This window comes from Enterobacter sp. WP_7_1 (assembly GCF_003688535.1).
Lineage (GTDB): Bacteria > Pseudomonadota > Gammaproteobacteria > Enterobacterales > Enterobacteriaceae > Enterobacter > Enterobacter asburiae.
Window position 1 is genome coordinate 119,939 of record NZ_REFK01000005.1, and the last position, 23,440, is coordinate 143,378.

General features: G+C 56.0%; 24 protein-coding genes. 16 read left to right on the plus strand and 8 right to left on the minus strand.

Going from position 1 to position 23,440, the window contains the following annotated elements:
• The 5 genes from BJ885_RS19185 to coaD all read left to right on the plus strand — a co-directional run bounded on the left by BJ885_RS19185 (window position 1) and on the right by coaD (window position 4,696).
• Window positions 1-1,101: a glycosyltransferase gene (locus BJ885_RS19185; RefSeq protein WP_029740805.1), complete on the plus strand. Its 1,101-nt coding sequence runs from the start codon at window positions 1-3 to the stop codon at window positions 1,099-1,101.
• Between the two features lie 11 nt (window positions 1,102-1,112).
• Window positions 1,113-2,102 (plus strand): glycosyltransferase, encoded by a 990-nt coding sequence (locus BJ885_RS19190; protein ID WP_121932597.1) that lies wholly within the window; start codon window positions 1,113-1,115, stop codon window positions 2,100-2,102.
• 66 nt (window positions 2,103-2,168) lie between these two features.
• A complete protein-coding gene (waaA, locus tag BJ885_RS19195) occupies window positions 2,169-3,443 on the plus strand; it encodes a lipid IV(A) 3-deoxy-D-manno-octulosonic acid transferase (RefSeq protein ID WP_029740803.1) in 1,275 nt (424 codons plus the stop codon).
• Entirely contained in the window at window positions 3,443-4,213 is a 771-nt protein-coding gene (locus BJ885_RS19200) for a glycosyltransferase family 2 protein (RefSeq protein WP_121932596.1), read from the plus strand. Before waaA ends, BJ885_RS19200 begins: the two co-directional genes overlap by 1 nt.
• A gap of 3 nt (window positions 4,214-4,216) precedes the next feature.
• Window positions 4,217-4,696, plus strand: coding sequence for a pantetheine-phosphate adenylyltransferase (gene coaD, locus BJ885_RS19205; RefSeq protein ID WP_032661930.1), 480 nt, complete (start codon window positions 4,217-4,219; stop codon window positions 4,694-4,696).
• 2 nt (window positions 4,697-4,698) lie between these two features.
• Here coaD and mutM read toward each other — a convergent pair whose 3' ends face one another.
• The 4 genes from mutM to radC all read right to left on the minus strand — a co-directional run bounded on the left by mutM (window position 4,699) and on the right by radC (window position 6,894).
• Window positions 4,699-5,508 carry a bifunctional DNA-formamidopyrimidine glycosylase/DNA-(apurinic or apyrimidinic site) lyase gene (mutM, locus tag BJ885_RS19210; RefSeq protein ID WP_029740801.1) on the minus strand — a complete coding sequence of 270 codons (810 nt, stop codon included), beginning with the start codon at window positions 5,506-5,508 and terminating at the stop codon, window positions 4,699-4,701.
• Between the two features lie 72 nt (window positions 5,509-5,580).
• A complete protein-coding gene (gene rpmG / locus BJ885_RS19215) occupies window positions 5,581-5,748 on the minus strand; it encodes a 50S ribosomal protein L33 (RefSeq protein WP_003024094.1) in 168 nt (55 codons plus the stop codon).
• A 22-nt stretch (window positions 5,749-5,770) separates the two neighbouring features.
• Window positions 5,771-6,007 (minus strand): 50S ribosomal protein L28, encoded by a 237-nt coding sequence (gene rpmB / locus BJ885_RS19220; protein WP_002436699.1) that lies wholly within the window; start codon window positions 6,005-6,007, stop codon window positions 5,771-5,773.
• Window positions 6,008-6,225: 218 nt separating this feature from the next.
• A complete protein-coding gene (radC, locus tag BJ885_RS19225; RefSeq protein ID WP_023309889.1) occupies window positions 6,226-6,894 on the minus strand; it encodes a DNA repair protein RadC in 669 nt (222 codons plus the stop codon).
• Between the two features lie 172 nt (window positions 6,895-7,066).
• On the opposite strand from radC, the gene coaBC reads away from it, so the two are divergent.
• The 3 genes from coaBC to slmA all read left to right on the plus strand — a co-directional run bounded on the left by coaBC (window position 7,067) and on the right by slmA (window position 9,431).
• Entirely contained in the window at window positions 7,067-8,278 is a 1,212-nt protein-coding gene (coaBC, locus tag BJ885_RS19230; RefSeq protein WP_087823747.1) for a bifunctional phosphopantothenoylcysteine decarboxylase/phosphopantothenate--cysteine ligase CoaBC, read from the plus strand.
• Window positions 8,256-8,714 (plus strand): dUTP diphosphatase, encoded by a 459-nt coding sequence (gene dut / locus BJ885_RS19235; protein ID WP_008502691.1) that lies wholly within the window; start codon window positions 8,256-8,258, stop codon window positions 8,712-8,714. The genes coaBC and dut overlap by 23 nt, the downstream gene beginning before the upstream one ends.
• 120 nt (window positions 8,715-8,834) lie before the next feature.
• A complete protein-coding gene (slmA, locus tag BJ885_RS19240; protein WP_010426428.1) occupies window positions 8,835-9,431 on the plus strand; it encodes a nucleoid occlusion factor SlmA in 597 nt (198 codons plus the stop codon).
• Between the two features lie 40 nt (window positions 9,432-9,471).
• On the opposite strand, the gene pyrE is transcribed toward slmA, so the two are convergent.
• Complete coding sequence (gene pyrE, locus BJ885_RS19245) at window positions 9,472-10,113, minus strand: orotate phosphoribosyltransferase (protein ID WP_010426430.1); 642 nt, start codon at window positions 10,111-10,113, stop codon at window positions 9,472-9,474.
• Between the two features lie 67 nt (window positions 10,114-10,180).
• A complete protein-coding gene (gene rph / locus BJ885_RS19250; RefSeq protein ID WP_121932595.1) occupies window positions 10,181-10,897 on the minus strand; it encodes a ribonuclease PH in 717 nt (238 codons plus the stop codon).
• Between the two features lie 125 nt (window positions 10,898-11,022).
• Between rph and BJ885_RS19255 the strand changes: the two genes are divergently transcribed.
• Window positions 11,023-11,886 carry a YicC/YloC family endoribonuclease gene (locus BJ885_RS19255; protein ID WP_023309886.1) on the plus strand — a complete coding sequence of 288 codons (864 nt, stop codon included), beginning with the start codon at window positions 11,023-11,025 and terminating at the stop codon, window positions 11,884-11,886.
• A 205-nt stretch (window positions 11,887-12,091) separates the two neighbouring features.
• Window positions 12,092-12,709, plus strand: coding sequence for a trimeric intracellular cation channel family protein (locus tag BJ885_RS19260; protein ID WP_023334014.1), 618 nt, complete (start codon window positions 12,092-12,094; stop codon window positions 12,707-12,709).
• A 2-nt stretch (window positions 12,710-12,711) separates the two neighbouring features.
• On the opposite strand, the gene ligB is transcribed toward BJ885_RS19260, so the two are convergent.
• Entirely contained in the window at window positions 12,712-14,382 is a 1,671-nt protein-coding gene (gene ligB, locus BJ885_RS19265) for an NAD-dependent DNA ligase LigB (RefSeq protein WP_121932594.1), read from the minus strand.
• 251 nt (window positions 14,383-14,633) lie between these two features.
• Here ligB and gmk point away from each other — a divergent pair, with 251 nt between their 5' ends.
• From gmk to recG, 5 genes are read left to right on the plus strand one after another with little or no spacing between them, the layout of a single operon-like run.
• A complete protein-coding gene (gene gmk / locus BJ885_RS19270) occupies window positions 14,634-15,257 on the plus strand; it encodes a guanylate kinase (RefSeq protein WP_010426438.1) in 624 nt (207 codons plus the stop codon).
• A gap of 54 nt (window positions 15,258-15,311) precedes the next feature.
• The gene (gene rpoZ, locus BJ885_RS19275; RefSeq protein ID WP_000135058.1) at window positions 15,312-15,587 is read left to right on the plus strand and encodes a DNA-directed RNA polymerase subunit omega; all 276 of its coding nucleotides are present in this window, start codon (window positions 15,312-15,314) and stop codon (window positions 15,585-15,587) included.
• 19 nt (window positions 15,588-15,606) lie between these two features.
• A complete protein-coding gene (spoT, locus tag BJ885_RS19280; RefSeq protein WP_023309883.1) occupies window positions 15,607-17,721 on the plus strand; it encodes a bifunctional GTP diphosphokinase/guanosine-3',5'-bis pyrophosphate 3'-pyrophosphohydrolase in 2,115 nt (704 codons plus the stop codon).
• A gap of 4 nt (window positions 17,722-17,725) precedes the next feature.
• On the plus strand, window positions 17,726-18,415 hold the full coding sequence (trmH, locus tag BJ885_RS19285) for a tRNA (guanosine(18)-2'-O)-methyltransferase TrmH (protein WP_024906644.1): 690 nt from the start codon (window positions 17,726-17,728) through the stop codon (window positions 18,413-18,415).
• 3 nt (window positions 18,416-18,418) lie between these two features.
• A complete protein-coding gene (recG, locus tag BJ885_RS19290) occupies window positions 18,419-20,500 on the plus strand; it encodes an ATP-dependent DNA helicase RecG (RefSeq protein WP_121932593.1) in 2,082 nt (693 codons plus the stop codon).
• Window positions 20,501-20,502: 2 nt separating this feature from the next.
• Here the strand turns inward: recG and gltS are convergent, their stop codons facing one another.
• The gene (gltS, locus tag BJ885_RS19295) at window positions 20,503-21,705 is read right to left on the minus strand and encodes a sodium/glutamate symporter (RefSeq protein WP_121932592.1); all 1,203 of its coding nucleotides are present in this window, start codon (window positions 21,703-21,705) and stop codon (window positions 20,503-20,505) included.
• A gap of 225 nt (window positions 21,706-21,930) precedes the next feature.
• Between gltS and xanP the strand changes: the two genes are divergently transcribed.
• Window positions 21,931-23,322, plus strand: coding sequence for a xanthine/proton symporter XanP (gene xanP / locus BJ885_RS19300; RefSeq protein WP_023309879.1), 1,392 nt, complete (start codon window positions 21,931-21,933; stop codon window positions 23,320-23,322).
• Window positions 23,323-23,440 lie beyond the last annotated feature (118 nt).

Sequence of the window (23,440 nt, forward strand, 5' to 3'; positions counted from 1 at the left end):
ATGCGCATCCTAATGATTATTGATGGTTTACCCGGTGGAGGAGCCGAAAAAACGGTTCTTACACTCTCCCGCGGGTTAATAGAAATGGGGCATCAGGTCTCTCTATTCTCTCTGCGGAAAGTGTGCGACTACGCCATCCCGGAAGGCATCGATTATCAGGTTGTTCAGGACACATGTAAAAAACCGTGGCGAAAGCTGACGGAGATCCCACGCCGCGCCCAACTGCTGGATCAGGCGATTGAGCGAGCTGAACGCAGCGGCAAATTTGATGTGGTTTTCTCTCACCTGCACAAAACCGACCGCATTGTGGCGCACTGCCGCGCGCTGGAACGTGACAAAGTCTGGTTCTGCGTGCACGGCATGTTCTCGTTTTCCTATCTTCGCCATCGCAGCGGACTTTCGCGCTGGTTTAAACATCTTAAAATTCGTCATACCTACGAAAACCGCAACGTTGTCGCCGTCTCAGGCGCCGTGTTGAAAGATCTTTCCGAGACGCTGGCGCTCAATCTTCGACGCAAAGCGGTTATCCATAATCCTTTCGATATTCCTGAAATTCAGCGTCTGGCGGATGCGCCCTTCGAGATGCAGGGAAAGGATTACATTATTCATGTTGGCCGCTTCCATGAGCACAAACGCCACGACCGACTCTTACGTGCGTTCGCCCTGAGTAAAATTGACACCACGCTGGTCATGATGGGCAATGGATCTGACGCTCAAATTCGCAAGCTCAAGCAGCTTGCAGCCGAGCTGGGTATTGAAAACAAAACGGTTTTCCGCCCGTTCGATTCCAATCCCTATCCCTGGATTAAAGGGGCACGCCTTTTAGTGTTAAGTTCTGACTGCGAAGGTTTTGGTAATGTGCTGGTCGAAGCCATTATCTGCCAGACGCCACCGGTCAGTACAAATTGCCCCGGAGGCCCTGCCGAAATCCTCACCGGCGCCTTAGCGCGCGGGCTGGCAGAGTTAAATGACGCGTCACTGGCAAAAACGCTGGCGGATATTTATACCGCCCCGCCGGTCGTTGGCGATGCGACGATCGCGTCGTTCGGTATCAATGCCATTTGCCAGCAATATATTGCTCTGGTCGACAATCAAAAATAATCAGGTTTCTTATGCAAAATTCTGCCCCATTGTTAAGCGTGGTGGTTGCCGTTTATAACGGTGAAGCTTTCCTGGATCAGTTCTTTACCTGCCTTGTGAATCAACGCATCGACAGCATGGAAGTCATCATTGTCAATGACGGCTCTACTGACCGCTCGATGGAGATCGTCGAAAAATGGCGAGAAAAACTACCGCAGATGCAGGTTATAGAACAGCAAAACCAGGGCGTATCCATCGCGCGTAACACCGGTCTGGCCGTTGCGACGGGTCAATATCTCTCTTTCCCGGATATTGATGATGTCTTTAAACCCGGCATGTACCAGCGCCTGCTGGATATGGCCGTCACGCAGGATCTGGATGTCGCCACCTGTAACGGAAACTACGTCTGGGAGAATAACAAGAAACCCTCGCGCCCAATCTTCCCTGAAGACAAACTGGCTTCGACAGGCGTCATGGCTGGCCCTGCGTGGTTAAAAATGGCGCTGGATTCACGTAAGTTCCTTCACGTCACCTGGTTGAACATCTATCGCCACGACTTTATCCGTAAACACAGTTTCCATTTCGAACCCGGCCTGCGCCATCAGGATATCCCATGGACCACCGAAGTGCTGCTTGCGGCAGAGCGGGTTCAGTACACCAGTGAACGTTATTACGACTACTACATTCACTCTGCATCGGTGTCCCATATGCCGGACAATGACGACACGCTGATTCGCTCCGCGCGTCACTACATGAAAATCCTGCAGATGCTCGATGCCATCAATCAGCGCTACCCGGATAAAGTAAAAAGGATCCCTGCCTGCCACTGGCAAATTGCCAAAGAGGGGCTGGGCATTATTCACACCTTCGACAACATGAAGGATGAGAAGAAGAAATCAATGATTATTAAAGAGTTCTTCGAAACAGGCATCTGGAAACTCATCTGGAAAAGTGCAAAAAGTCCGCGTCTGCGCTGGCGGCTGGGTCGACGTTATTTCCGTTTGAAACGGTATCTGGCATAAGAGATAGCTTTACCTGGCCTAAATGCTTAGAATTTGCCCGCCGAAACTAAAAAAACGGATAATCGCTTGGAATTGTTGTATACCGCTCTGCTCTACATCATTCAGCCACTGGTGTGGCTGAGACTGTTGCTTCGTAGCCGGAAAGCGCCTGCGTATCGTAAACGCTGGGCTGAACGCTATGGCTTCTGCCGCAATAAAGTCGTACCGGACGGTATTTTGCTGCATTCCGTTTCTGTCGGTGAAACGCTGGCGGCGATCCCGCTGGTTCGCGCCCTGCGTCACCGCTACCCTTCGCTGCCAATCACCGTCACGACGATGACGCCAACCGGCTCGGAGCGCGCGTTATCCGCTTTCGGTAAAGACGTGCAGCACGTCTATCTGCCTTACGATCTGCCCTGCGCCATGAATCGTTTCCTCAACACCGTGCGCCCGAAGCTGGTGATCGTGATGGAAACCGAACTGTGGCCGAACATGATTTCCGCTCTGCATGCCCGTAAAATCCCGCTGGTCATTGCCAACGCGCGCCTGTCAGAGCGCTCGGCGAAAGGTTACGGCAAGCTGGGTAAATTTATGCGCCGCCTGCTGAGCAAAATTACGCTGATTGCCGCGCAGAACGAAGAAGATGCGGCACGCTTTATCTCTCTGGGCCTGAAACGCAACCAGCTTGCGGTAACGGGGAGCCTGAAGTTCGATATTTCCGTTACCCCTGAGCTCGCCGCCCGCGCCATCACGCTGCGTCGCCAGTGGGCCCCGCGTCGTCAGGTCTGGATTGCGACCAGTACCCATGATGGCGAAGAAGAGATCATCCTGCAGGCTCACCGCAAGCTGCTGGAAAAATTCCCTGATTTACTGCTGATCCTCGTGCCTCGCCATCCGGAGCGTTTTAAAGATGCCCGTGAAATGGTCCAGAAAGGCGGCTTCAGCTTCACGCTGCGCAGCAGCGGTGAAATCCCTTCCGGCAGCACCCAGGTGGTGATTGGCGATACGATGGGCGAACTGATGCTGCTGTACGGAATCGCTGATCTCGCGTTTGTCGGTGGCAGCCTGGTAGAACGCGGCGGTCATAACCCGCTGGAGCCGGCAGCCCACGCCATTCCGGTACTGATGGGGCCGCACACGTTTAACTTCAAAGATATCTGCGCGAAATTACAGCAGGCCGATGGTTTAATTACCGTGACCGATGCGGATTCGGTGGTTAAAGAGGTATCGACCCTTCTGACTGACGAAGATTATCGCCTCTGGTACGGGCGTCATGCCGTCGAAGTGCTGCACCAGAACCAGGGCGCACTGACCCGTCTGCTGCAGCTCCTGCAACCTTATCTGCCCCAGCGGAGCCACTAATGTCAACGCGTCTGTCGGTCGTGATGATCGCCAAAAACGCCGCCGACCTGCTTTCGGATTGCCTGGCGTCGGTTGCCTGGGCTGACGAGATAGTCATTCTTGACTCCGGAAGTACGGACAACACGGTGGACGTTGCCCGGGCAGCGGGCGCAAAAGTCTTTGTCGACGCTGACTGGCAAGGCTACGGCATCCAGCGCCAGCGCGCGCAGGGACATGCCACAGGTGATTATGTCCTGATGCTCGACACCGACGAACGCATCACGCCGGAGCTTCAGCAGGCCATTCAGGCTGTACTCTCCTCGCCCCAGCCTGGCGCCGTATACAGCATTGCCCGCCGCAACTACTTTCTTGGCCGTTTTATGCGCCACAGCGGCTGGTATCCTGACCGCGTGATGCGCCTCTACGAGCGCGAGCGGTATCAGTACAACGACAATCTGGTGCATGAATCCCTGAGCTGCGATAGCGCTCAGGTCATCCCCTTGACGGGCGATTTGCTGCACCTGACCTGCCGTGATTTCGCGAGCTTCCAGCGTAAACAGCTCAACTATGCCACCGCATGGGCGCAGGAGCGTCACCAGCGCGGCAAGAAGGCCTCGCTGACGGGTATCTTCACCCACACGCTGGGCGCGTTTCTGAAAACGCTGCTGCTGCGTGGTGGCGTGCTGGACGGTAAGCAGGGCTGGTTACTCGCGGTAGTGAATGCCCAGTATACTTTCAACAAATACACCGAGCTGTGGGCGCTCTGCCGCGGCTACTCAGAGAAAACGTGAGCCATGAGCACAAAAGCGATTTATCCGGGTACCTTCGATCCGATCACCAACGGTCATCTTGATATCATCACCCGTGCGGCGTGCATGTTCGACAAGGTGATCCTGGCCATTGCCGCCAGCCCCAGTAAAAAGCCTATGTTTGACCTCAACGAGCGCGTAAAGCTCGCCACCGATGCCATTTCGCACCTGCCGAATGTTGAGGTGGTCGGGTTTAGCGACCTGATGGCTAACTTCGCCCGCGCTCAGCAGGCAAACATTCTGATCCGTGGTTTACGCGCGGTGGCAGACTTCGAGTATGAGATGCAGCTGGCGCACATGAACCGCCACCTGATGCCGGAGCTGGAGAGCGTGTTCCTGATGCCCTCCAAAGAGTGGTCGTTTATCTCTTCCACGCTGGTAAAAGAGGTGGCGCGTCATCACGGCGACGTCACCCATTTCCTGCCGACTAACGTCCACCAGGCATTGATGGAAAAGCTAAAGTAACCCTATTTCTGGCACTGACGGCAGTAGAACGTGGCGCGCTGGGCATGCTTCGTGGCAATCACTGGCGTGCCGCAGACTCTGCACGGTTCGCCTTTACGACCATATACCTGCAGCTCCTGGGCAAAATAGCCCGGCTTGCCGTCACTCTGCAGGAAGTCCTTCAATGTTGTTCCGCCCTGCTCAATCGAGCGAAGTAATACGGCTTTAATCACCCGGACCAGCAGCTCGCACTCCTGCGCCGACAGCGAAGAGGCCAGCCGATCGGGATGGATCCCGGCCGCAAACAGCGATTCGCTGGCGTAGATATTCCCCACGCCGACCACCAGCTTGTTATCCATCAGCCAGGGCTTAATCGGGCTTTTCTTCTTCGCACACTTCGCCTTGAGGTATTCCTCGTTAAATGCGTCTGAGAGCGGCTCCGGGCCCAGATGCGCCAACACGTTATGCCCTTCCAGCTCCTTCGTCCACAGCCACGCGCCAAAGCGCCGTGGGTCGGTGTAACGGAGCACTTTGCCGTTGCTCATCACCAGATCGACGTGGTCGTGCTTTTCCGCAGGCAGTTCTTCGGTAAGAATGCGCAGGCTCCCGGACATTCCCAGGTGGATAATAATCCAGCCGTCGGGCAGTTCCAGCAGCAGGTATTTCGCGCGACGCTGTACGCTAAGGACGGGTTTATCGCTCAGGGCATGGATCTCATCGGACACCGGCCAGCGCAGACGTCCATTGCGGACCACCGCGTGAAGAATCGTCGCGCCGACCAGATGGGGCTCAATGCCGCGACGGCTGGTTTCTACCTCAGGTAATTCAGGCATGGTTCCTCCGTTGAGATGCAGAATGCAAAAAACCCCGCAGTTGCGGGGTTTTTCGATACAAGGAGACTAAAATTATTTGATTTTAGCTTCTTTGTACAGTACGTGCTGGCGTACAACTGGATCGAATTTTTTCAGTTCCAGTTTTTCCGGCTTAGTACGTTTGTTCTTCGTGGTGGTGTAGAAGTGACCTGTACCAGCAGAAGAAACCAGCTTGATTTTCTCGCGAATACCTTTAGCCATGATTTATTTCCTCTTTAAGTACTTAGTACTTTTCGCCACGGGCACGCAGTTCGGACAGAACTGTATCGATGCCTTTCTTATCGATTACACGCATACCTTTAGCAGATACGCGCAGGGTGACAAAACGCTTCTCGCTCTCAACCCAGAAACGGTGAGAGTGCAGGTTCGGCAGGAAACGGCGTTTAGTCGCGTTCAGTGCGTGGGAACGGTTGTTACCGGTCACCGGACGCTTGCCAGTAACTTGGCAGACTCGGGACATGTCTATTCTCCAAAAATCAAATTAGCTCGAGCTTCGTATGGGGTATCGGCGCCTCGTCAGGCTTTACAGCCCGGTCATCGCATAGTTCTAAGTGAACTCTCGATTGCCAGGCCCAAATGCCAAACCCGAGATTCTCAAAGGTGGCGTAGTATACGCTGACTCGGCGGTGTGCTCAAGTCCCGAACAGACAAAGATCCCGATGGATCGCGAGAAATAGCCTAAATCCAGCCATGTTCTGCGAAAGAAATGTACTCACCGCGGCCAATTATCAGATGGTCCAGCACACGAATGTCCATGAATTGACAGCATTTGATAATGCGTTCGGTGATTTCTTTGTCCGCTCTGCTCGGTTCTGCACAGCCAGAGGGGTGATTATGCGCGAGGATCACGCCCGCTGCATTCACTTTTATCGCTTCCCGCACAATTTCACGCGGATGCACCTCAACGTGGCTCAACGTGCCCGCAAAGAGACAGCTGTGTTTCAGCACCCGATTTCTGTTATCGACAAAGATCACCATAAAGATCTCGCGTTCAATATCGGTTAACTGGCTTTGCAGGAATTCACGCGTCATTTCTGGCGTCAGGATCGGATCTTCCTTCTCCATGCGGACATTGTAAAAACGGCGGGCAAGTTCAGCAATGCCCCTCAGCTGGGCATATTTCGCCACGCCAATCCCCTCAACGTGCTTAAACTGCGCCAGATCGGCGGTCAATAAACCGTACAGCGAACCGAAATGTGCTATCAGCTCTTTTGCCAGCGTAAATACCGTTTTTCCGGGCGTTCCGGTACGTAAAAAGAGCGCCAATAGTTCATCGTCTTTTAACAGGGTGACGCCATAGCGCAGCAGTTTTTCGCGCGGCAGCAGCTCCTCATCCTCTTCTTCCATGCTCTTTCTCCCCTTTTTAACCTCATGCTGCCACAGGCCAATCCGTCGCTCGACGGTCACATTGTGTTCTTGCGTAGCGCCTCGCAAAGTGGACGACGTACAAAATCACTCCGCTTTGGGGATTGTGATAAAATGCCCGCTCTCTGGTGAAACCCAACAGGAAAGAATCATGATGAGCCTGGCCGGTAAAAAAATCGTTCTTGGCGTGAGCGGCGGCATTGCTGCTTATAAAGCGCCGGAGCTGGTGCGTCGTCTGCGCGAGCGCGGGGCAGATGTGCGGGTCGCGATAACCGAAGGCGGTAAAGCCTTTATCACTCCCCTGAGCCTGCAGGCCGTTTCAGGATATCCGGTATCTGACAGCCTGCTCGATCCGGCCGCCGAAGCCGCGATGGGCCATATTGAGCTGGGTAAATGGGCAGACCTGGTTATCCTCGCCCCCGCCACGGCTGATTTAATCGCTCGGGTGGCGGCCGGTATGGCAAACGATCTGGTCTCCACCATTTGTCTGGCCACGCCAGCTCCAGTTGCCGTCGTTCCTGCCATGAACCAGCAGATGTACCGTAACGCGGCCACCCAGCATAATCTGGAGACGCTGGCTTCACGCGGCCTGCTTATCTGGGGTCCGGACAGCGGCAGCCAGGCCTGCGGCGACGTTGGTCCGGGTCGCATGCTTGATCCGCTGACGATTGTTGATATGGCCGCAGCCCATTTTTCGCCTGTCAACGATCTGCAACATCTCAACATCATGATTACCGCGGGCCCCACGCGCGAGCCGCTGGATCCGGTGCGCTACATCACCAACCACAGCTCCGGCAAAATGGGCTTCGCGATTGCCGCCGCCGCCGCAAGGCGTGGCGCGAACGTCACGCTGGTGAGCGGCCCGGTATCGCTACCTACCCCTGCGTTTGTGAAGCGAATTGACGTGACTACCGCGCTGGAGATGGAAGCCGCCGTGCAGGCACATGCGCAAAGCCAGCAGATTTTTATCGGCTGTGCGGCCGTTGCAGACTATCGTGCCGAGACGATCGCCGAGGCTAAAATTAAAAAGCAAGGCGATGAATTAACACTAAAAATGGTGAAAAACCCGGACATTGTTGCCGGCGTCGCCGCACTAAAAAGCCATCGTCCATACGTTGTTGGGTTTGCCGCAGAAACGAATAATGTGGAAGAATATGCCCGGCAAAAACGTACCCGCAAAAACCTCGATTTGATTTGCGCGAACGACGTATCGCTGGCTACACAAGGATTTAACAGCGACAGCAACGCACTGCACCTTTTCTGGCAGGATGGAGATAAAGTCTTACCGCTTGAGCGCAAGGAACTCCTGGGCCAACAATTACTCGACGAGATCGTTACCCGTTATGATGAAAAAAATCGACGTTAAGATTCTGGACCCGCGTGTTGGTGAGCAATTCCCGCTGCCAACCTATGCCACCTCCGGCTCTGCCGGTCTTGACCTGCGCGCCTGTCTCGATGACGCCGTAGAACTGGCCCCGGGTGCCACTACCCTGGTTCCAACTGGCCTGGCGATTCACATTGCTGACCCGTCGCTGGCAGCGGTGATCCTGCCGCGTTCTGGTCTGGGCCATAAGCACGGCGTTGTGCTGGGTAACCTGGTGGGCCTGATCGACTCCGACTACCAGGGTCAGCTGATGGTCTCCGTCTGGAACCGCGGTCAGGACAGCTTCACCATTGAACCGGGCGAGCGTATCGCCCAGATGGTCTTTGTACCGGTGGTACAGGCAGAATTTAACCTGGTGGCAGACTTTGACGCCACCGACCGTGGCGAAGGCGGCTTCGGCCATTCCGGGCGCAAATAACGGCCCGAAAGACACGTATCTCACAGCGTTATAATGCAATAACAAACCGCAAACGCCCGTTTGCGGTCGCTGTGTGGATGCCAGCCTGGCAAGTGCTTATTTTCAGGGGTATTTTGTAACATGGCAGAAAAACAAACCGCGAAAAGGAATCGTCGCGAAGAAATACTTCAATCTCTGGCTCTGATGCTTGAATCCAGCGATGGCAGTCAACGCATCACCACCGCTAAACTGGCCGCCTCTGTAGGCGTGTCTGAGGCGGCGCTATACCGTCATTTCCCGAGCAAGACCCGGATGTTCGACAGCCTGATCGAGTTTATTGAAGACAGCCTGATCACGCGCATCAACCTGATTCTGAAAGACGAAAAAGACACCACCGCGCGTCTGCGTCTGATTGTGCTGTTAATCCTGGGCTTCGGTGAACGCAATCCGGGCTTAACCCGCATACTCACCGGCCACGCGCTGATGTTTGAGCAGGACAGACTGCAGGGCCGCATTAACCAGCTTTTCGAGCGTATTGAAGCGCAGCTGCGCCAGGTACTGCGCGAAAAGAAAATGCGTGAAGGCGAAGGTTACACCATCGATGAGACGCTCCTGGCAAGCCAGATCCTGGCGTTTTGTGAAGGGATGCTCTCCCGCTTTGTGCGTAGCGAATTCAAATACCGTCCAACGGACGATTTTGACGCCCGCTGGCCGTTAGTGGCTGCTCAGCTGCAGTAATCCGTAAGCCCGGTAAGCGTAGCGCCACCGGGCAATCTAATTACACCCCGAACTCTTCCCGGTACGCGCGTACCGCCGCCAGATGGTCCGCCATCTCAGGCTTCTCTTCCAGATACGCAATCAGGTCTTTCAGGGTGATAATCGACGTCACTTTACAGCTGTAATCGCGCTCGACTTCCTGAATAGCGGAAATTTCACCGCGACCACGCTCCTGACGATCCAGAGAAATCAGCACGCCAGCAAGCGTCGCGCCGTTGGCCTGAATAATCTCCATCGATTCACGGATCGCCGTACCCGCAGTGATCACGTCATCGACCAGCATGACGCGGCCCTGCAGCGCGCTGCCGACCAGATTCCCGCCTTCACCGTGGGTTTTAGCCTCTTTACGGTTAAAGCAGTACGGCACGTCGCGGTCATGGTGTTCCGCCAGCGCCACCGCGGTGGTGGTCGCAATCGGAATGCCTTTATAGGCCGGGCCAAACAGCAGGTCAAAATCAATCCCGGAATCCACCAGCGCTTCGGCATAGAAACGGCCTAACAGTGCCAGATCGCGCCCGGTATTAAACAGCCCGGCGTTGAAGAAATAGGGACTCTTACGCCCGGATTTCAGCGTAAATTCGCCAAACTTAAGTACCTGCTTGTTAAGCGCAAACTCAATAAACTGGCGCTGATACGATTTCATGGATTTGCTCCTTTGGTTTTTCTGTCTTACAGGCAAAAAAAAGGCGACTCATTGGTCGCCTTTAAAATCAATTTTCTAACGCCGCTTTCTGCGTCGTTACAATGGATTCGATTCCCCCTCGGGCCAACGCCAGCAGGGAGAGAAGTTCTTCGTGGGTGAACGGCTCACCTTCCGCCGTGCCCTGCACCTCAATGATGCGGCCGTCTTCGGTCATCACTACGTTCATGTCGGTTTCGGCTGCGGAATCTTCAACGTATTCCAGATCGCAAAGCGCTTCGCCGTTAACGATACCAACAGAAACCGCCGCAACCATGCCTTTCATTGGGTTGGTTTTGAGCTTACCGGCAGCAACCAGCTTGCTCAGGGCATCGGCCAGCGCTACGCAGGCACCGGTAATGGACGCAGTACGCGTGCCGCCGTCTGCCTGAATCACGTCGCAGTCCAGCGTGATGGTGAATTCACCGAGGATTTTCAGGTCAACGGCGGCGCGCAGCGCACGCGCGATCAGACGCTGAATCTCCATGGTACGCCCGCCCTGCTTACCCTTTGCCGCTTCACGGGCATTACGGGTATGGGTCGCACGCGGCAGCATGCCGTATTCTGCGGTGATCCAGCCCTGGCCCTGACCTTTCAGGAAGCGCGGAACGCCTTCTTCGATGGAGGCGGTGCACAGCACTTTAGTGTCACCAAACTCAACCAGCACGGAGCCTTCAGCGTGTTTTGTATAGTTACGGGTCAGGGTGACGGGACGCACCTGATTGGCGCTACGACCTGATGGACGCATGATGGATTCTCCGGCTTGAAACGAATGTGGCTGCGCATTATACGGATAAAGGACGCTTATTCCTATCCTGAGAAGCCCCCGAAAGCTATAATCCCCCCATCTCTCCTTTAAAAACGGGAATGTCTATGATCCGCAGTATGACCGCCTACGCCCGGCGCGAAATCAAGGGTAGCTGGGGTAGCGCCACATGGGAAATGCGCTCGGTAAACCAGCGTTACCTGGAAACGTATTTCCGTATGCCGGAGCAGTTCCGCAGCCTTGAGCCTGTCGTACGTGAACGTATCCGTACGCGTCTGACGCGCGGAAAAGTGGAATGTAACCTGCGCTTTGAGCCCGATGCCAGCGCACAGGGCGAGCTCATCCTCAACGAAAAACTGGCGAAACAGCTCGTGAATGCAGCGAACTGGGTCAAAATGCAGAGCGATGAAGGCGAAATCAACCCGGTTGATATTCTGCGCTGGCCTGGCGTCATGGCGGCCGGTGAGCAGGATCTGGACGCCATTGCCGCTGAAATCCTGGCAGCCCTCGACGGCACGCTGGACGACTTTATCGTTGCCCGCGAAACCGAAGGTCAGGCGCTGAAAGCGATGATTGAGCAGCGCCTTGAAGGCGTGAGCACCGAAGTTGCCAAAGTCCGCACCCATATGCCAGAAGTACTGCAATGGCAGCGCGAGCGTCTTGTCGCCAAACTGGAAGAAGCGGAAGTTCAGCTGGAAAACACCCGTCTGGAACAAGAGCTGGTGCTGATGGCGCAGCGTATTGATGTCGCTGAAGAGCTGGACCGTCTGGAAGCGCACGTTAAAGAAACCTACAACATTCTGAAGAAGAAAGAAGCTGTGGGCCGCCGTCTGGACTTTATGATGCAGGAGTTCAACCGCGAGTCGAACACCCTGGCGTCTAAGTCGATCAATGCAGAAGTGACGAATTCAGCGATTGAGCTGAAAGTGCTGATTGAGCAGATGCGCGAGCAGATCCAGAATATCGAGTAATGCCTTTCGGGTGGTGTCGACAGCACCACCCATTACTATTTCTAATCCATCTTAACGCCAAATTTGTCGGTTTACCGCCTTTCATCAAGCTTCCTCTATAGAACTTGATAAAAATTTATAGGGCAAACTGACTCGCCTTAGAAAATCTCAATCGTGATCTTGCGCACAAATCGCTAACCTCCCCCGCGTTCACACCGGAGGGTATATGCTGCTTCACATCCTTTATCTCATTGGCATCACCGCAGAAGCCATGACCGGCGCGCTTGCCGCCGGACGTCGCCGTATGGACACCTTCGGCGTGATCATTATTGCTACGGCGACCGCACTGGGTGGCGGTTCCGTGCGCGATATCCTGCTTGGCCATTACCCGCTCGGCTGGGTTAAACACCCTGAGTACGTGATTATTGTGGCGACGGCCGCCGTGTTAACCACCATTGTGGCGCCCGTTATGCCCCATCTTCGACGCCTGTTCCTGGTGCTTGATGCGCTGGGGCTGATTGTCTTTTCGATCATCGGCGCGCAAATCGCGCTCGATATGGGGGAAGGACCGGTTATCGCCACCATCGCCGCCGTGGTCACAGGCGTATTCGGCGGTGTGCTGCGCGATATGTTCTGCAAACGCATCCCCCTGGTCTTTCAAAAAGAGCTGTATGCCGGCATCTCCTTTGCGGCAGCGGTGCTTTATATCGCGCTGCAGCATTACGTTTCGAACCATGACGTGGTAGTCATCTCGACGCTGCTGTTTGGCTTTACGGCCCGCATGCTGGCGCTGCGTCTGAAGCTCGGGCTGCCCGTTTTTCATTACAAACACAGCGCGCACTAGCTTCAAAACCCGTTGATGTGCTGTTCAGCGAGCCATTTCGCCAGCACATCAATCTGAGGCGCGTGAATCCAGTTAACGATTTGCCTTGCCTTCTCCTCGCCCGTTCCCGGCAGGGCCTGCCAGTCCTTTGCGTTGCGCCCGCTCATCTCCTGCCACGATATGTCTCCCATCGCCTTTAGCGAAGCCTGCGTCATTGGCACACCCATTGCCATGAGCCAGCGGATAAACGGCTTCTCACGCACCAGATTAAATCGATGCCAGAGCGCCAGCCCGCGTGCTGAGGAAAACCCCGGTGTAGCCTGCAGCTGCGCCTGCGTTAATAACAGCCATGAAAAGAGATGTTCAAAATGATGCGCCTGCCAGAGGGTCCGCCAGCCTGACTTGCCTACTCCTTCAATATCAAATACCTGCTTTGAACTGAGCCAGGTCAGCCGGGCAAAGAACTGCTCCATACACTCCGGCGAAGCATAGAAACAGCTAAGAGCATGATAGCGCGAGGCCGGAGGCTCTGGTTTATGCCTGTCAGTCCCGCGCCAGAGCACCTTATCAAACCGGGGGATACCCTGCCCGGCCAGACTGACCTGTATCTGATCCCCTGGAGCAATATCCAGATTCTGCCAGCGCCCAACCGAGCCCAGACTCACCCGCTGCACCTGTTTATCATCCAGTTGCACGGGTTCCAACGCTGCTACAACGGAAATTTTACCCGTTCTCCCTACGGAAAAATGAATGTCTCTCACCTCTGCGACCTGGGCTGCGGGAGGATATTTCCACGCGACAACCCAGCTGCCTTCTCCCGGTAACCACTCTTCGCCCGCAGGTTCATCCTCCGAACGCACCACAATGCCATCCGTGGCAAAGGGTAATGCGGTCACGTGCCAGGCCGCGCGCTGTTTCTCGACGGCATCGACAGATTCGGCGGGTAGCGTGTACCGTGCCGACAGCGTAAAACCGGCCTGAGACAGTTCAGCTAAAGAGGTACGCATATCTTTCGGTCCGTCCGGCCAGGCCCAGATGAATACACCGATCTTGCTCAATAGCGCGTTATCCTTTTGCCGCATCATCGCCCCCGCCACCTTTGCGCGAGCGTTCATTCCGCCCATCTGGTTCTGAATGTGGTTGTCGCGTAACCAGAAAAGCTCGCCCTGTAAGACGCTATTCGCCAGCGCGCCGGTGAGCTTTTGCGGAACCGACGGGATGAAACGTACCTTCCCGGTCCAGTCTTCCCCTGTGAGGCCATCACCGCGACTAATAGCCTGAGTTAACTTTCCGTTGCGATAGACCAGCGTTACCGCAACACCGTCAACTTTGGGCTGCAGCCACAGATGCTGTCGGACACGCATCCACTGTCTCAACTCCTCTTTGCTGGCCACTTTATGCACGCCCGTGTGGGCAACAGGATGTTTTACGCTTCCCGTCAGCGCCGGGAGTTTCTCTTCTGAAGGCTCACTGCCAAAACAGCGCTGCCACTGCGTTAACCGCCCGTGAAGCTGGTCGTAAACCTCGTCGTTGATCTCGCTTATGCCCTGCTTCCAGTAGGCCTCATCCCAGCGTTTGATTTGCGCGCTTAACGACGCCATCTCTTTTTCTGCTTTTGCCTGCGACCACACCGGACACACCGCCGCGCCATAGCCACACCACAACAGCATTAACCCGCTTATCCATCGCCACATCGCTACCCCTCCTTTTAATTGCAGGAGGTATACCCGGATGCCTGAAACAACGCTAACAGCAACGTTTCACAATGCGAGACGCTATCCGGTGTTTCTTTTGGTTGCTGAAAACCACAGATAAAACCTGAAAACGGCACGCAAAATTCAATAATCCAGGGGAAAAAGTGTGACAAAGGCTACGTCACACGGCGGTGACGTGTATAATAAGCCCGTATGTAGGACTTCTTCGTTAACACATACAAAAGACTCTCATGGCTCAAGGCACGCTTTATATTGTTTCTGCCCCTAGTGGCGCGGGTAAATCCAGCCTTATTCAGGCACTGTTAAAAACCCAACCGTTGTACGACACACAGGTTTCTGTTTCTCACACCACGCGAGCGCCGCGTCCGGGTGAAGTGCACGGTGAACACTATTTCTTTGTGGATCACGACGAATTCAGAGCGATGATCGGCAGAGACGCGTTTCTTGAACACGCTGAAGTATTTGGTAATTACTACGGTACCTCGCGTGAAACCATTGAGCAGGTTCTGGCCACGGGCGTGAATGTGTTCCTGGATATCGACTGGCAGGGCGCACAGCAAATTCGCAAGAAAATGCCTGACTCGCGCAGTATCTTTATTTTACCGCCATCGAAAGATGAGCTGGATCGCCGCCTGCGTGGCCGCGGTCAGGACAGCGAAGAAGTGATCGCAAAGCGTATGGAACAGGCTGTTGCAGAAATGAGCCATTACGCGGAATATGATTACCTTATTGTGAATGATGATTTTGATGCCGCATTGAGCGATCTCAAAACCATTCTTCGTGCAGAACGTCTGCGTATGAGCCGCCAGAAGCAGCGACATGACGCATTAATCACCAAACTGTTGGCAGACTGAACCCACTTTCAGTATCATGCCCAGTCATTTCTTCACCTGTGGAGCATTTTAAGTATGGCACGCGTAACTGTTCAGGACGCTGTAGAGAAAATTGGTAACCGTTTTGACCTGGTGCTGGTCGCCGCGCGTCGCGCTCGTCAGATGCAGGTAGGCGGTAAAGATCCGCTGGTACCGGAAGAAAACGATAAAACCACCGTTATTGCACTTCGCGAAATCGAAGAAGGTCTGATCAACAACCAGATCCTCGACGTGCGTGAGCGCCAGGAGCAGCAAGAGCAGGAAGCCGCAGAACTGCAGGCCGTAACCGCTATTGCTGAAGGTCGTCGTTAATTAAACCTGCGGGTCGCCCTTGTATCTGTTTGAAAGCCTGAATCAACTGATTCAAACCTACCTGCCTGAAGACCAGATTAAGCGTCTTCAGCAGGCGTATCTCGTTGCACGTGACGCTCACGAGGGCCAGACACGTTCAAGCGGTGAACCCTATATCACGCACCCGGTAGCGGTGGCCTGTATTCTGGCCGAGATGAAACTCGACTACGAAACGCTGATGGCCGCTCTGCTGCATGACGTGATCGAAGATACCCCTGCCACCTATCAGGACATGGAACAGCTGTTTGGCAAAAGCGTTGCCGAACTGGTGGAAGGGGTCTCTAAGCTTGATAAGCTGAATTTCCGCGACAAGAAAGAGGCGCAAGCCGAAAACTTCCGCAAGATGATTATGGCGATGGTGCAGGATATCCGCGTCATTCTCATCAAACTCGCTGACCGTACCCACAATATGCGCACGCTGGGCTCACTTCGCCCGGATAAACGTCGCCGCATTGCCCGTGAAACCCTCGAAATCTACAGTCCGCTGGCGCACCGTTTAGGTATTCACCACATTAAAACCGAGCTGGAAGAGCTGGGTTTTGAAGCGTTGTACCCGAACCGCTATCGCGTGATTAAAGAGGTGGTGAAAGCCGCACGCGGTAATCGTAAAGAGATGATTCAAAAAATCCTCTCGGAAATTGAAGGGCGCTTACAGGAAGCGGGAATTCCGTGCCGCGTCAGCGGTCGCGAAAAACATTTGTACTCCATCTACTGCAAAATGGTGCTCAAGGAGCAGCGTTTTCACTCGATCATGGATATCTACGCTTTCCGCGTGATTGTCCACGACTCGGACACCTGCTATCGCGTGCTTGGGCAGATGCACAGCCTCTACAAACCGCGTCCGGGCCGCATGAAAGATTACATCGCCATTCCAAAAGCGAACGGCTATCAATCTTTGCACACCTCGATGATCGGGCCACACGGCGTGCCTGTTGAGGTGCAAATTCGCACCGAAGACATGGACCAGATGGCAGAGATGGGTGTTGCCGCACACTGGGCGTATAAAGAGCACGGTGGCGAAAGCAGCACGACCGCACAAATCCGCGCCCAGCGCTGGATGCAGAGCCTGCTGGAGCTTCAGCAGAGTGCGGGTAGCTCGTTTGAATTTATCGAGAGCGTTAAATCCGATCTCTTCCCGGATGAGATTTACGTTTTCACCCCAGAAGGTCGCATTGTCGAACTGCCTGCGGGCGCCACGCCGGTCGACTTCGCCTACGCCGTGCATACCGATATCGGGCATGCCTGCGTCGGCGCGCGTGTCGACAGACAGCCTTATCCGCTGTCTCAGCCGCTCTCCAGCGGCCAGACGGTAGAAATTATTACCGCGCCGGGCGCACGTCCGAACGCGGCCTGGCTGAACTTTGTCGTGAGCTCCAAAGCACGCGCCAAAATTCGCCAGCTGCTGAAAAACCTCAAGCGTGATGATTCCGTCAGCCTGGGGCGTCGTCTGCTCAACCACGCGTTGGGCGGCAGCCGTAAGCTGGCTGAAATTCCGCAGGAGAACGTCCAGCGTGAGCTGGAGCGCATGAAGCTCGCGTCGCTTGACGACCTGCTGGCAGAGATTGGCCTCGGCAACGCCATGAGCGTGGTGGTGGCGAAGAACCTGCAGCAAGGCGACACGACAGCGGTGCCTGCAACCACGCAAAGCCACGGACATCTGCCGATTAAAGGCGCGGATGGCGTGCTGATCACCTTCGCAAAATGCTGTCGTCCAATTCCTGGCGACCCGATTATTGCGCACGTCAGCCCGGGCAAAGGGCTGGTTATCCACCACGAGTCCTGTCGTAACATTCGCGGCTACCAGAAAGAAGCCGAGAAATTTATGGCTGTCGAGTGGGATAAAGAGACCGCGCAGGAATTTATCACCGAAATTAAGGTGGATATGTTCAACCACCAGGGTGCCCTGGCGAACCTGACGGCAGCGATCAACACGGCTTCTTCCAACATTCAGAGCCTGAATACGGAAGAAAAAGATGGCCGCGTGTACAGCGCCTTTATTCGTCTGACCGCCCGCGACCGCGTGCATCTGGCGAATATTATGCGCAAGATCCGCGTCATGCCGGACGTGATTAAAGTCACCCGAAACCGAAACTAGGTTTATGAATTCACAACGTTATGCACGTATCTGCGAAATGCTCGCCAGGCGTCAGCCTGACCTGACGGTCTGCATGGAGCAGGTGCATAAGCCTCATAACGTCTCTGCTATCGTTCGTACTGCAGATGCCGTCGGTGTGCATGAAGTGCACGCCGTCTGGCCGGACGGCCGTATGCGCAATACGGTCTCGGCGGCGGCAGGCAGCAACAGCTGGGTGTCTGTCAAAAATCATCACACCATTGGCGAAGCCGTATCGCACCTGAAAGGGCGCGGGATGCAGATCCTGGCCACTAACCTGTCCGCTAAAGCCGTAGATTTCCGCGAGATCGACTACACCCGCCCAACCTGCATTTTGATGGGTCAGGAGAAAACCGGGATCACCCAGGAAGCGCTGGATCTGGCGGATCGGGACATCATCATTCCGATGATCGGCATGGTTCAGTCTTTGAACGTCTCCGTGGCGTCCGCACTCATTCTGTATGAAGCGCAGCGCCAGCGTCAGAACGCCGGGATGTACGAGCGCAGCAACAGCATGCTGCCGGAAGAGGAACAGCAGCGCCTGCTGTTTGAAGGTGGTTATCCGGTGCTGGCTCGCGTTGCGAAGCAGAAAAAATTGCCTTACCCCCACGTCAACGCGCAGGGCGAAATTGAAGCCGATGCCGAGTGGTGGGCCACCATGCAGTACGCCGGGTAAGCGATGAAAGGCCGCCTGCTGGATGCCATCCCGCTTAACAGCCTGACGGGCGTGGGCGCGGCGCAAAGCAATAAGCTGGCAAAAATTGGCCTGCACACCGTTCAGGATCTCCTGCTTCACCTCCCCCTGCGTTACGAAGACCGCACCCAGCTCTACAAAATTGGCGATCTCCTTCCCGCCATTTACGCCACCGTTGAAGGCGAAGTCCTGAACTGCAACATCACCTTCGGCGGACGCCGAATGATGACCTGCCAGATCAGCGACGGCACCGGCATTCTCACCATGCGTTTTTTCAACTTCAGCGCGGCGATGAAAAACAGCCTGGCGACGGGCCGCAGGGTGCTGGCCTATGGCGAAGCCAAACGCGGGAAGTACGGCGCAGAGATGATCCACCCGGAGTACCGCGTGCAGGGCGATCTCAGCACGCCGGAAATGCAGGAGACGCTCACGCCGGTTTACCCAACGACCGAAGGCATCAAGCAGGCCACGCTGCGTAAGCTCACCGATCAGGCGCTGGAGCTGCTGGATACCTGCGCCATTACCGAGCTGCTGCCGCCCGAGCTGGCGCAGGGCATGATGAGCCTGCCCGAGGCGCTGCGAACCCTGCACCGCCCGCCGCCAACGCTGCAGCTCAGCGATTTAGAAAGCGGCAAACACCCCGCACAACGGCGTCTTATCCTTGAGGAATTACTGGCACATAACCTGAGCATGCTGGCGCTTCGCGCGGGCGCGCAGCGTTTCCACGCTCAGCCGTTAAGCCAGAATGATGCGCTCAAAGATAAGCTGCTGGCCTCTCTGCCGTTTAAACCCACCGGCGCGCAGGCGCGCGTCACCGCCGAAATCGAACGCGATATGGCGCTCGACGTGCCGATGATGCGCCTGGTGCAGGGCGATGTGGGCTCCGGTAAAACGCTGGTTGCCGCCCTGGCGGCCCTGCGCGCGATTGCTAACGGTAAACAGGTGGCGCTCATGGCGCCGACCGAGCTGCTGGCTGAACAGCACGCCAATAATTTCCGCGCCTGGTTTGCGCCACTGGGGATTGAAGTGGGCTGGCTTGCCGGGAAGCAAAAAGGCAAAGCTCGCCTTGCGCAACAGGAGGCTATTGCCAGCGGGCAGGTGCAGATGATTGTCGGCACGCACGCCATCTTCCAGGAGCAGGTGCAGTTTAACGGTCTTGCGCTGGTGATAATCGACGAGCAGCACCGCTTCGGCGTACATCAGCGTCTGGCATTATGGGAGAAAGGCCTGCAGCAGGGTTTCCACCCGCATCAGCTGATCATGACCGCCACGCCGATTCCGCGCACCCTGGCGATGACCGCCTACGCCGATCTGGATACCTCCACCATCGACGAACTGCCGCCGGGCCGTACGCCGGTCACAACGGTCGCGATTCCTGACACGCGCCGCAGCGATATCATCGACCGCGTGCGCAACGCCTGCACCCAGGAAGGGCGTCAGGCCTACTGGGTCTGTACGCTGATTGAAGAGTCTGAACTGCTGGAAGCACAGGCTGCCGAAGCAACGTGGGAAGAGCTTAAGCTGGCGCTGCCCGAGCTGAACGTGGGTCTGGTTCACGGACGCATGAAGCCCGCTGAAAAACAGGCGGTGATGCAGTCGTTCAAACAGGGTGATTTGCATCTGCTGATCGCCACCACGGTGATCGAAGTCGGCGTGGACGTCCCCAATTCCAGCCTGATGATCATCGAAAACCCGGAGCGTCTCGGCCTTGCCCAGCTCCACCAGCTGCGCGGGCGCGTCGGCCGTGGCGCGGTTGCGTCCCACTGCGTACTGCTCTACAAAGCGCCTCTTTCCAAAACCGCCCAGATGCGTCTGCAGGTGCTGCGCGACAGTAACGACGGTTTTGTGATTGCGCAAAAAGACCTGGAGATCCGCGGCCCGGGCGAACTGCTGGGCACGCGTCAGACGGGTAACGCGGAATTCAAAGTTGCGGATTTACTGCGCGATCAGGCCATGATCCCCGAGGTTCAGCGCCTCGCCCGCCATATTCATGAACGCTACCCCGAACAGGCGGCAGCGTTAATTGAGCGCTGGATGCCGGAAACCGAGCGCTACTCCAACGCCTGATTTCAGGCAAACATCGGCAGCATCAGGTACAGCTTGATCACCAGCGCGTTGACGATATCAATGAAGAAGGCGCCAACCATCGGGACCACCAGAAACGCCATGTGCGATGGCCCGAACCGTTCTGTGATCGCCTGCATATTGGCGATAGCCGTTGGAGTGGCCCCCAGACCAAACCCGCAGTGACCCGCCGCCAGCACCGCCGCATCGTAGTTTTTGCCCATCATGCGCCAGGTCACGAACATGGCGTATAGCGCCATAAACAGCGCCTGTACCGCCAGAATCGCCACCATCGGCAGCGCCAGCGAGGCCAGCTCCCACAGTTTGAGGCTCATCAGCGCCATCGCCAGGAATAGCGACAGGCAGACGTTGCCGAGCACCGATACCGCCCGTTCAAACACGCGGTAGAAGCCCATCAGCGCCAGACCGTTGCTCAGGATCACCCCGATAAACAGTACGCAGACAAACGTCGGCAGTTCAAATGCGGAACCCGCAAGCCATTGCGCAACCACTTTGCCCACGGTCAGACAGATGGCGATCATCGCGATAGTTTCAATCAGCACCAGCGAGGTGATGCTGCGGCCAACGTCCGGCTTTTCGAACGCGGTCGGCACCAGCTCATCATCCGGCCTGCCGTTTGGCGTGGTGGAGTGCTTCACCAGATACCGCGCCACCGGGCCGCCAATCAGACCACCCAGAACCAGGCCAAAGGTCGCACAGGCCATCGCCACTTCCGTCGCGTTTTCAAACCCGTAGCGCTCGATGAACAGCTTGCTCCACGCGGCCCCGGTTCCGTGACCGCCCGAAAGAGTAATCGACCCCGCCAGCAGACCCATCAGCGGATCCAGCCCCAGCAGCGTTGCCATGCCGATGCCAATGGCGTTTTGCATCAGCAGCAGCCCCACCACCACAATCAGGAATACGCCGAGCACCTTACCGCCCGAGCGCAGGCTCGCCAGGTTGGCGTTCAGGCCGATAGTGGCAAAGAAGGCCAGCATCAGCGGGTCTTTCAGGGACATATCAAAATCGATTTCCCAGCCCATGCTTTTTTTCAGTATCAGCAGGGCCAGCGCCACCAGCAGACCGCCGGCGACAGGTTCAGGAATGGTGTACTTTTTCAGAAAGGAAACACTGTGTACCAGCTTGCGACCAAGCAGAAGAACCAGCGTTGCGGCAACAAGGGTCGACAACGTATCGAGATGAATCATAAAAGGCTCCTGTTATGCGCGTGTTCCATACACACGCGGCGTTATCCTGGGCCGGTTTGCGCTCGTCATGAGCCCCCGGCGCAAAAAGTGTAATTTTTTTTCCTCACGCGTTGTAGAAAACCTGCTCACAGCGGCAGATTTTCTTCCCTTTTTTTGCTGGCAATCGTTTGCTTTTACCAGGTGGTCAGATAAAATGCCCGCTTTTCCACCGTGGGATTGCCGCCGATGTCCGTTAACACCATAGAGTCGCCTGATGCGCAACCGATTGCGCAGAAGCAAAATAGCGAACTGATTTACCGCCTTGAAGACCGCCCGCCGCTGCCGCAAACGCTTTTCGCCGCCTGCCAGCATCTTCTGGCGATGTTTGTTGCGGTGATCACCCCGGCGCTGCTGATTTGCCAGGCGCTCGGCTTACCGGCGCAGGACACGCAGCACATTATCAGCATGTCTCTCTTCGCCTCCGGCGTGGCCTCGATTATTCAAATTAAAGCGTGGGGTCCGGTGGGGTCAGGTTTATTGTCGATTCAGGGCACCAGCTTTAACTTCGTGGCACCGCTGATCATGGGCGGTACGGCGCTGAAGACCGGCGGTGCGGATGTTCCGACCATGATGGCGGCGCTGTTCGGCACCCTGATGCTGGCCAGCTGCACTGAGATGGTCATCTCCCGCGTTCTGCATCTGGCTCGCCGCGTCATCACCCCGCTGGTTTCCGGCGTCGTCGTGATGATTATCGGCCTGTCGCTGATCCAGGTGGGCCTCACCTCCATCGGCGGCGGCTATGCCGCAATGAGCGACCATACCTTCGGCGCGCCGAAAAACCTGCTGCTGGCGGGTGTCGTGCTGGCGATCATTATTCTGCTTAACCGTCAGCGTAACCCTTACCTGCGCGTCGCCTCGCTGGTGATCGCCATGGCGGCGGGTTACCTGCTGGCGTGGGCGCTGGGCATGCTGCCGGAGAACACCGCGCCGACCAACAGCGCGCTGATCGTCGTTCCCACGCCGCTGTACTACGGACTGGGCATTGACTGGGGCCTGCTCCTGCCGCTGATGCTGGTCTTTATGATCACCTCTCTTGAGACCATCGGCGATATCACCGCCACCTCCGACGTCTCCGAGCAGCCGGTGTCCGGCCCGCTGTACATGAAGCGCCTGAAAGGCGGCGTGCTGGCGAACGGACTGAACTCGTTTGTCTCTGCGGTATTCAACACCTTCCCGAACTCCTGCTTTGGCCAGAACAACGGCGTGATCCAGCTGACCGGCGTTGCCAGCCGCTACGTCGGTTTTGTGGTGGCGCTGATGCTGATCGTCCTCGGCCTGTTCCCGGCGGTAAGCGGCTTTGTGCAGCACATTCCTGAGCCGGTGCTGGGCGGCGCAACCCTGGTCATGTTCGGGACCATCGCGGCCTCCGGCGTGCGTATCGTTTCCCGCGAGCCGCTGAACCGCCGCGCGATCATGATCATCGCGCTGTCGCTGGCCGTCGGTCTGGGTGTTTCCCAGCAGCCGCTGATCCTGCAGTTTGCGCCTGACTGGGTGAAAAACCTGCTCTCTTCCGGTATTGCCGCGGGCGGTATCACCGCTATCGTTCTGAACCTCGTTTTCCCGCCTGAGAAAAATTGATTTCTCTCACGGCAGGCAATAAATGCCTGCCGTGACATCTAATTACACCATTCCCGCCTTGAGGATTGCGCATAAATCGTGCATAACTCCCTTATGTGCGTTTTGCGGGATGGAAGAC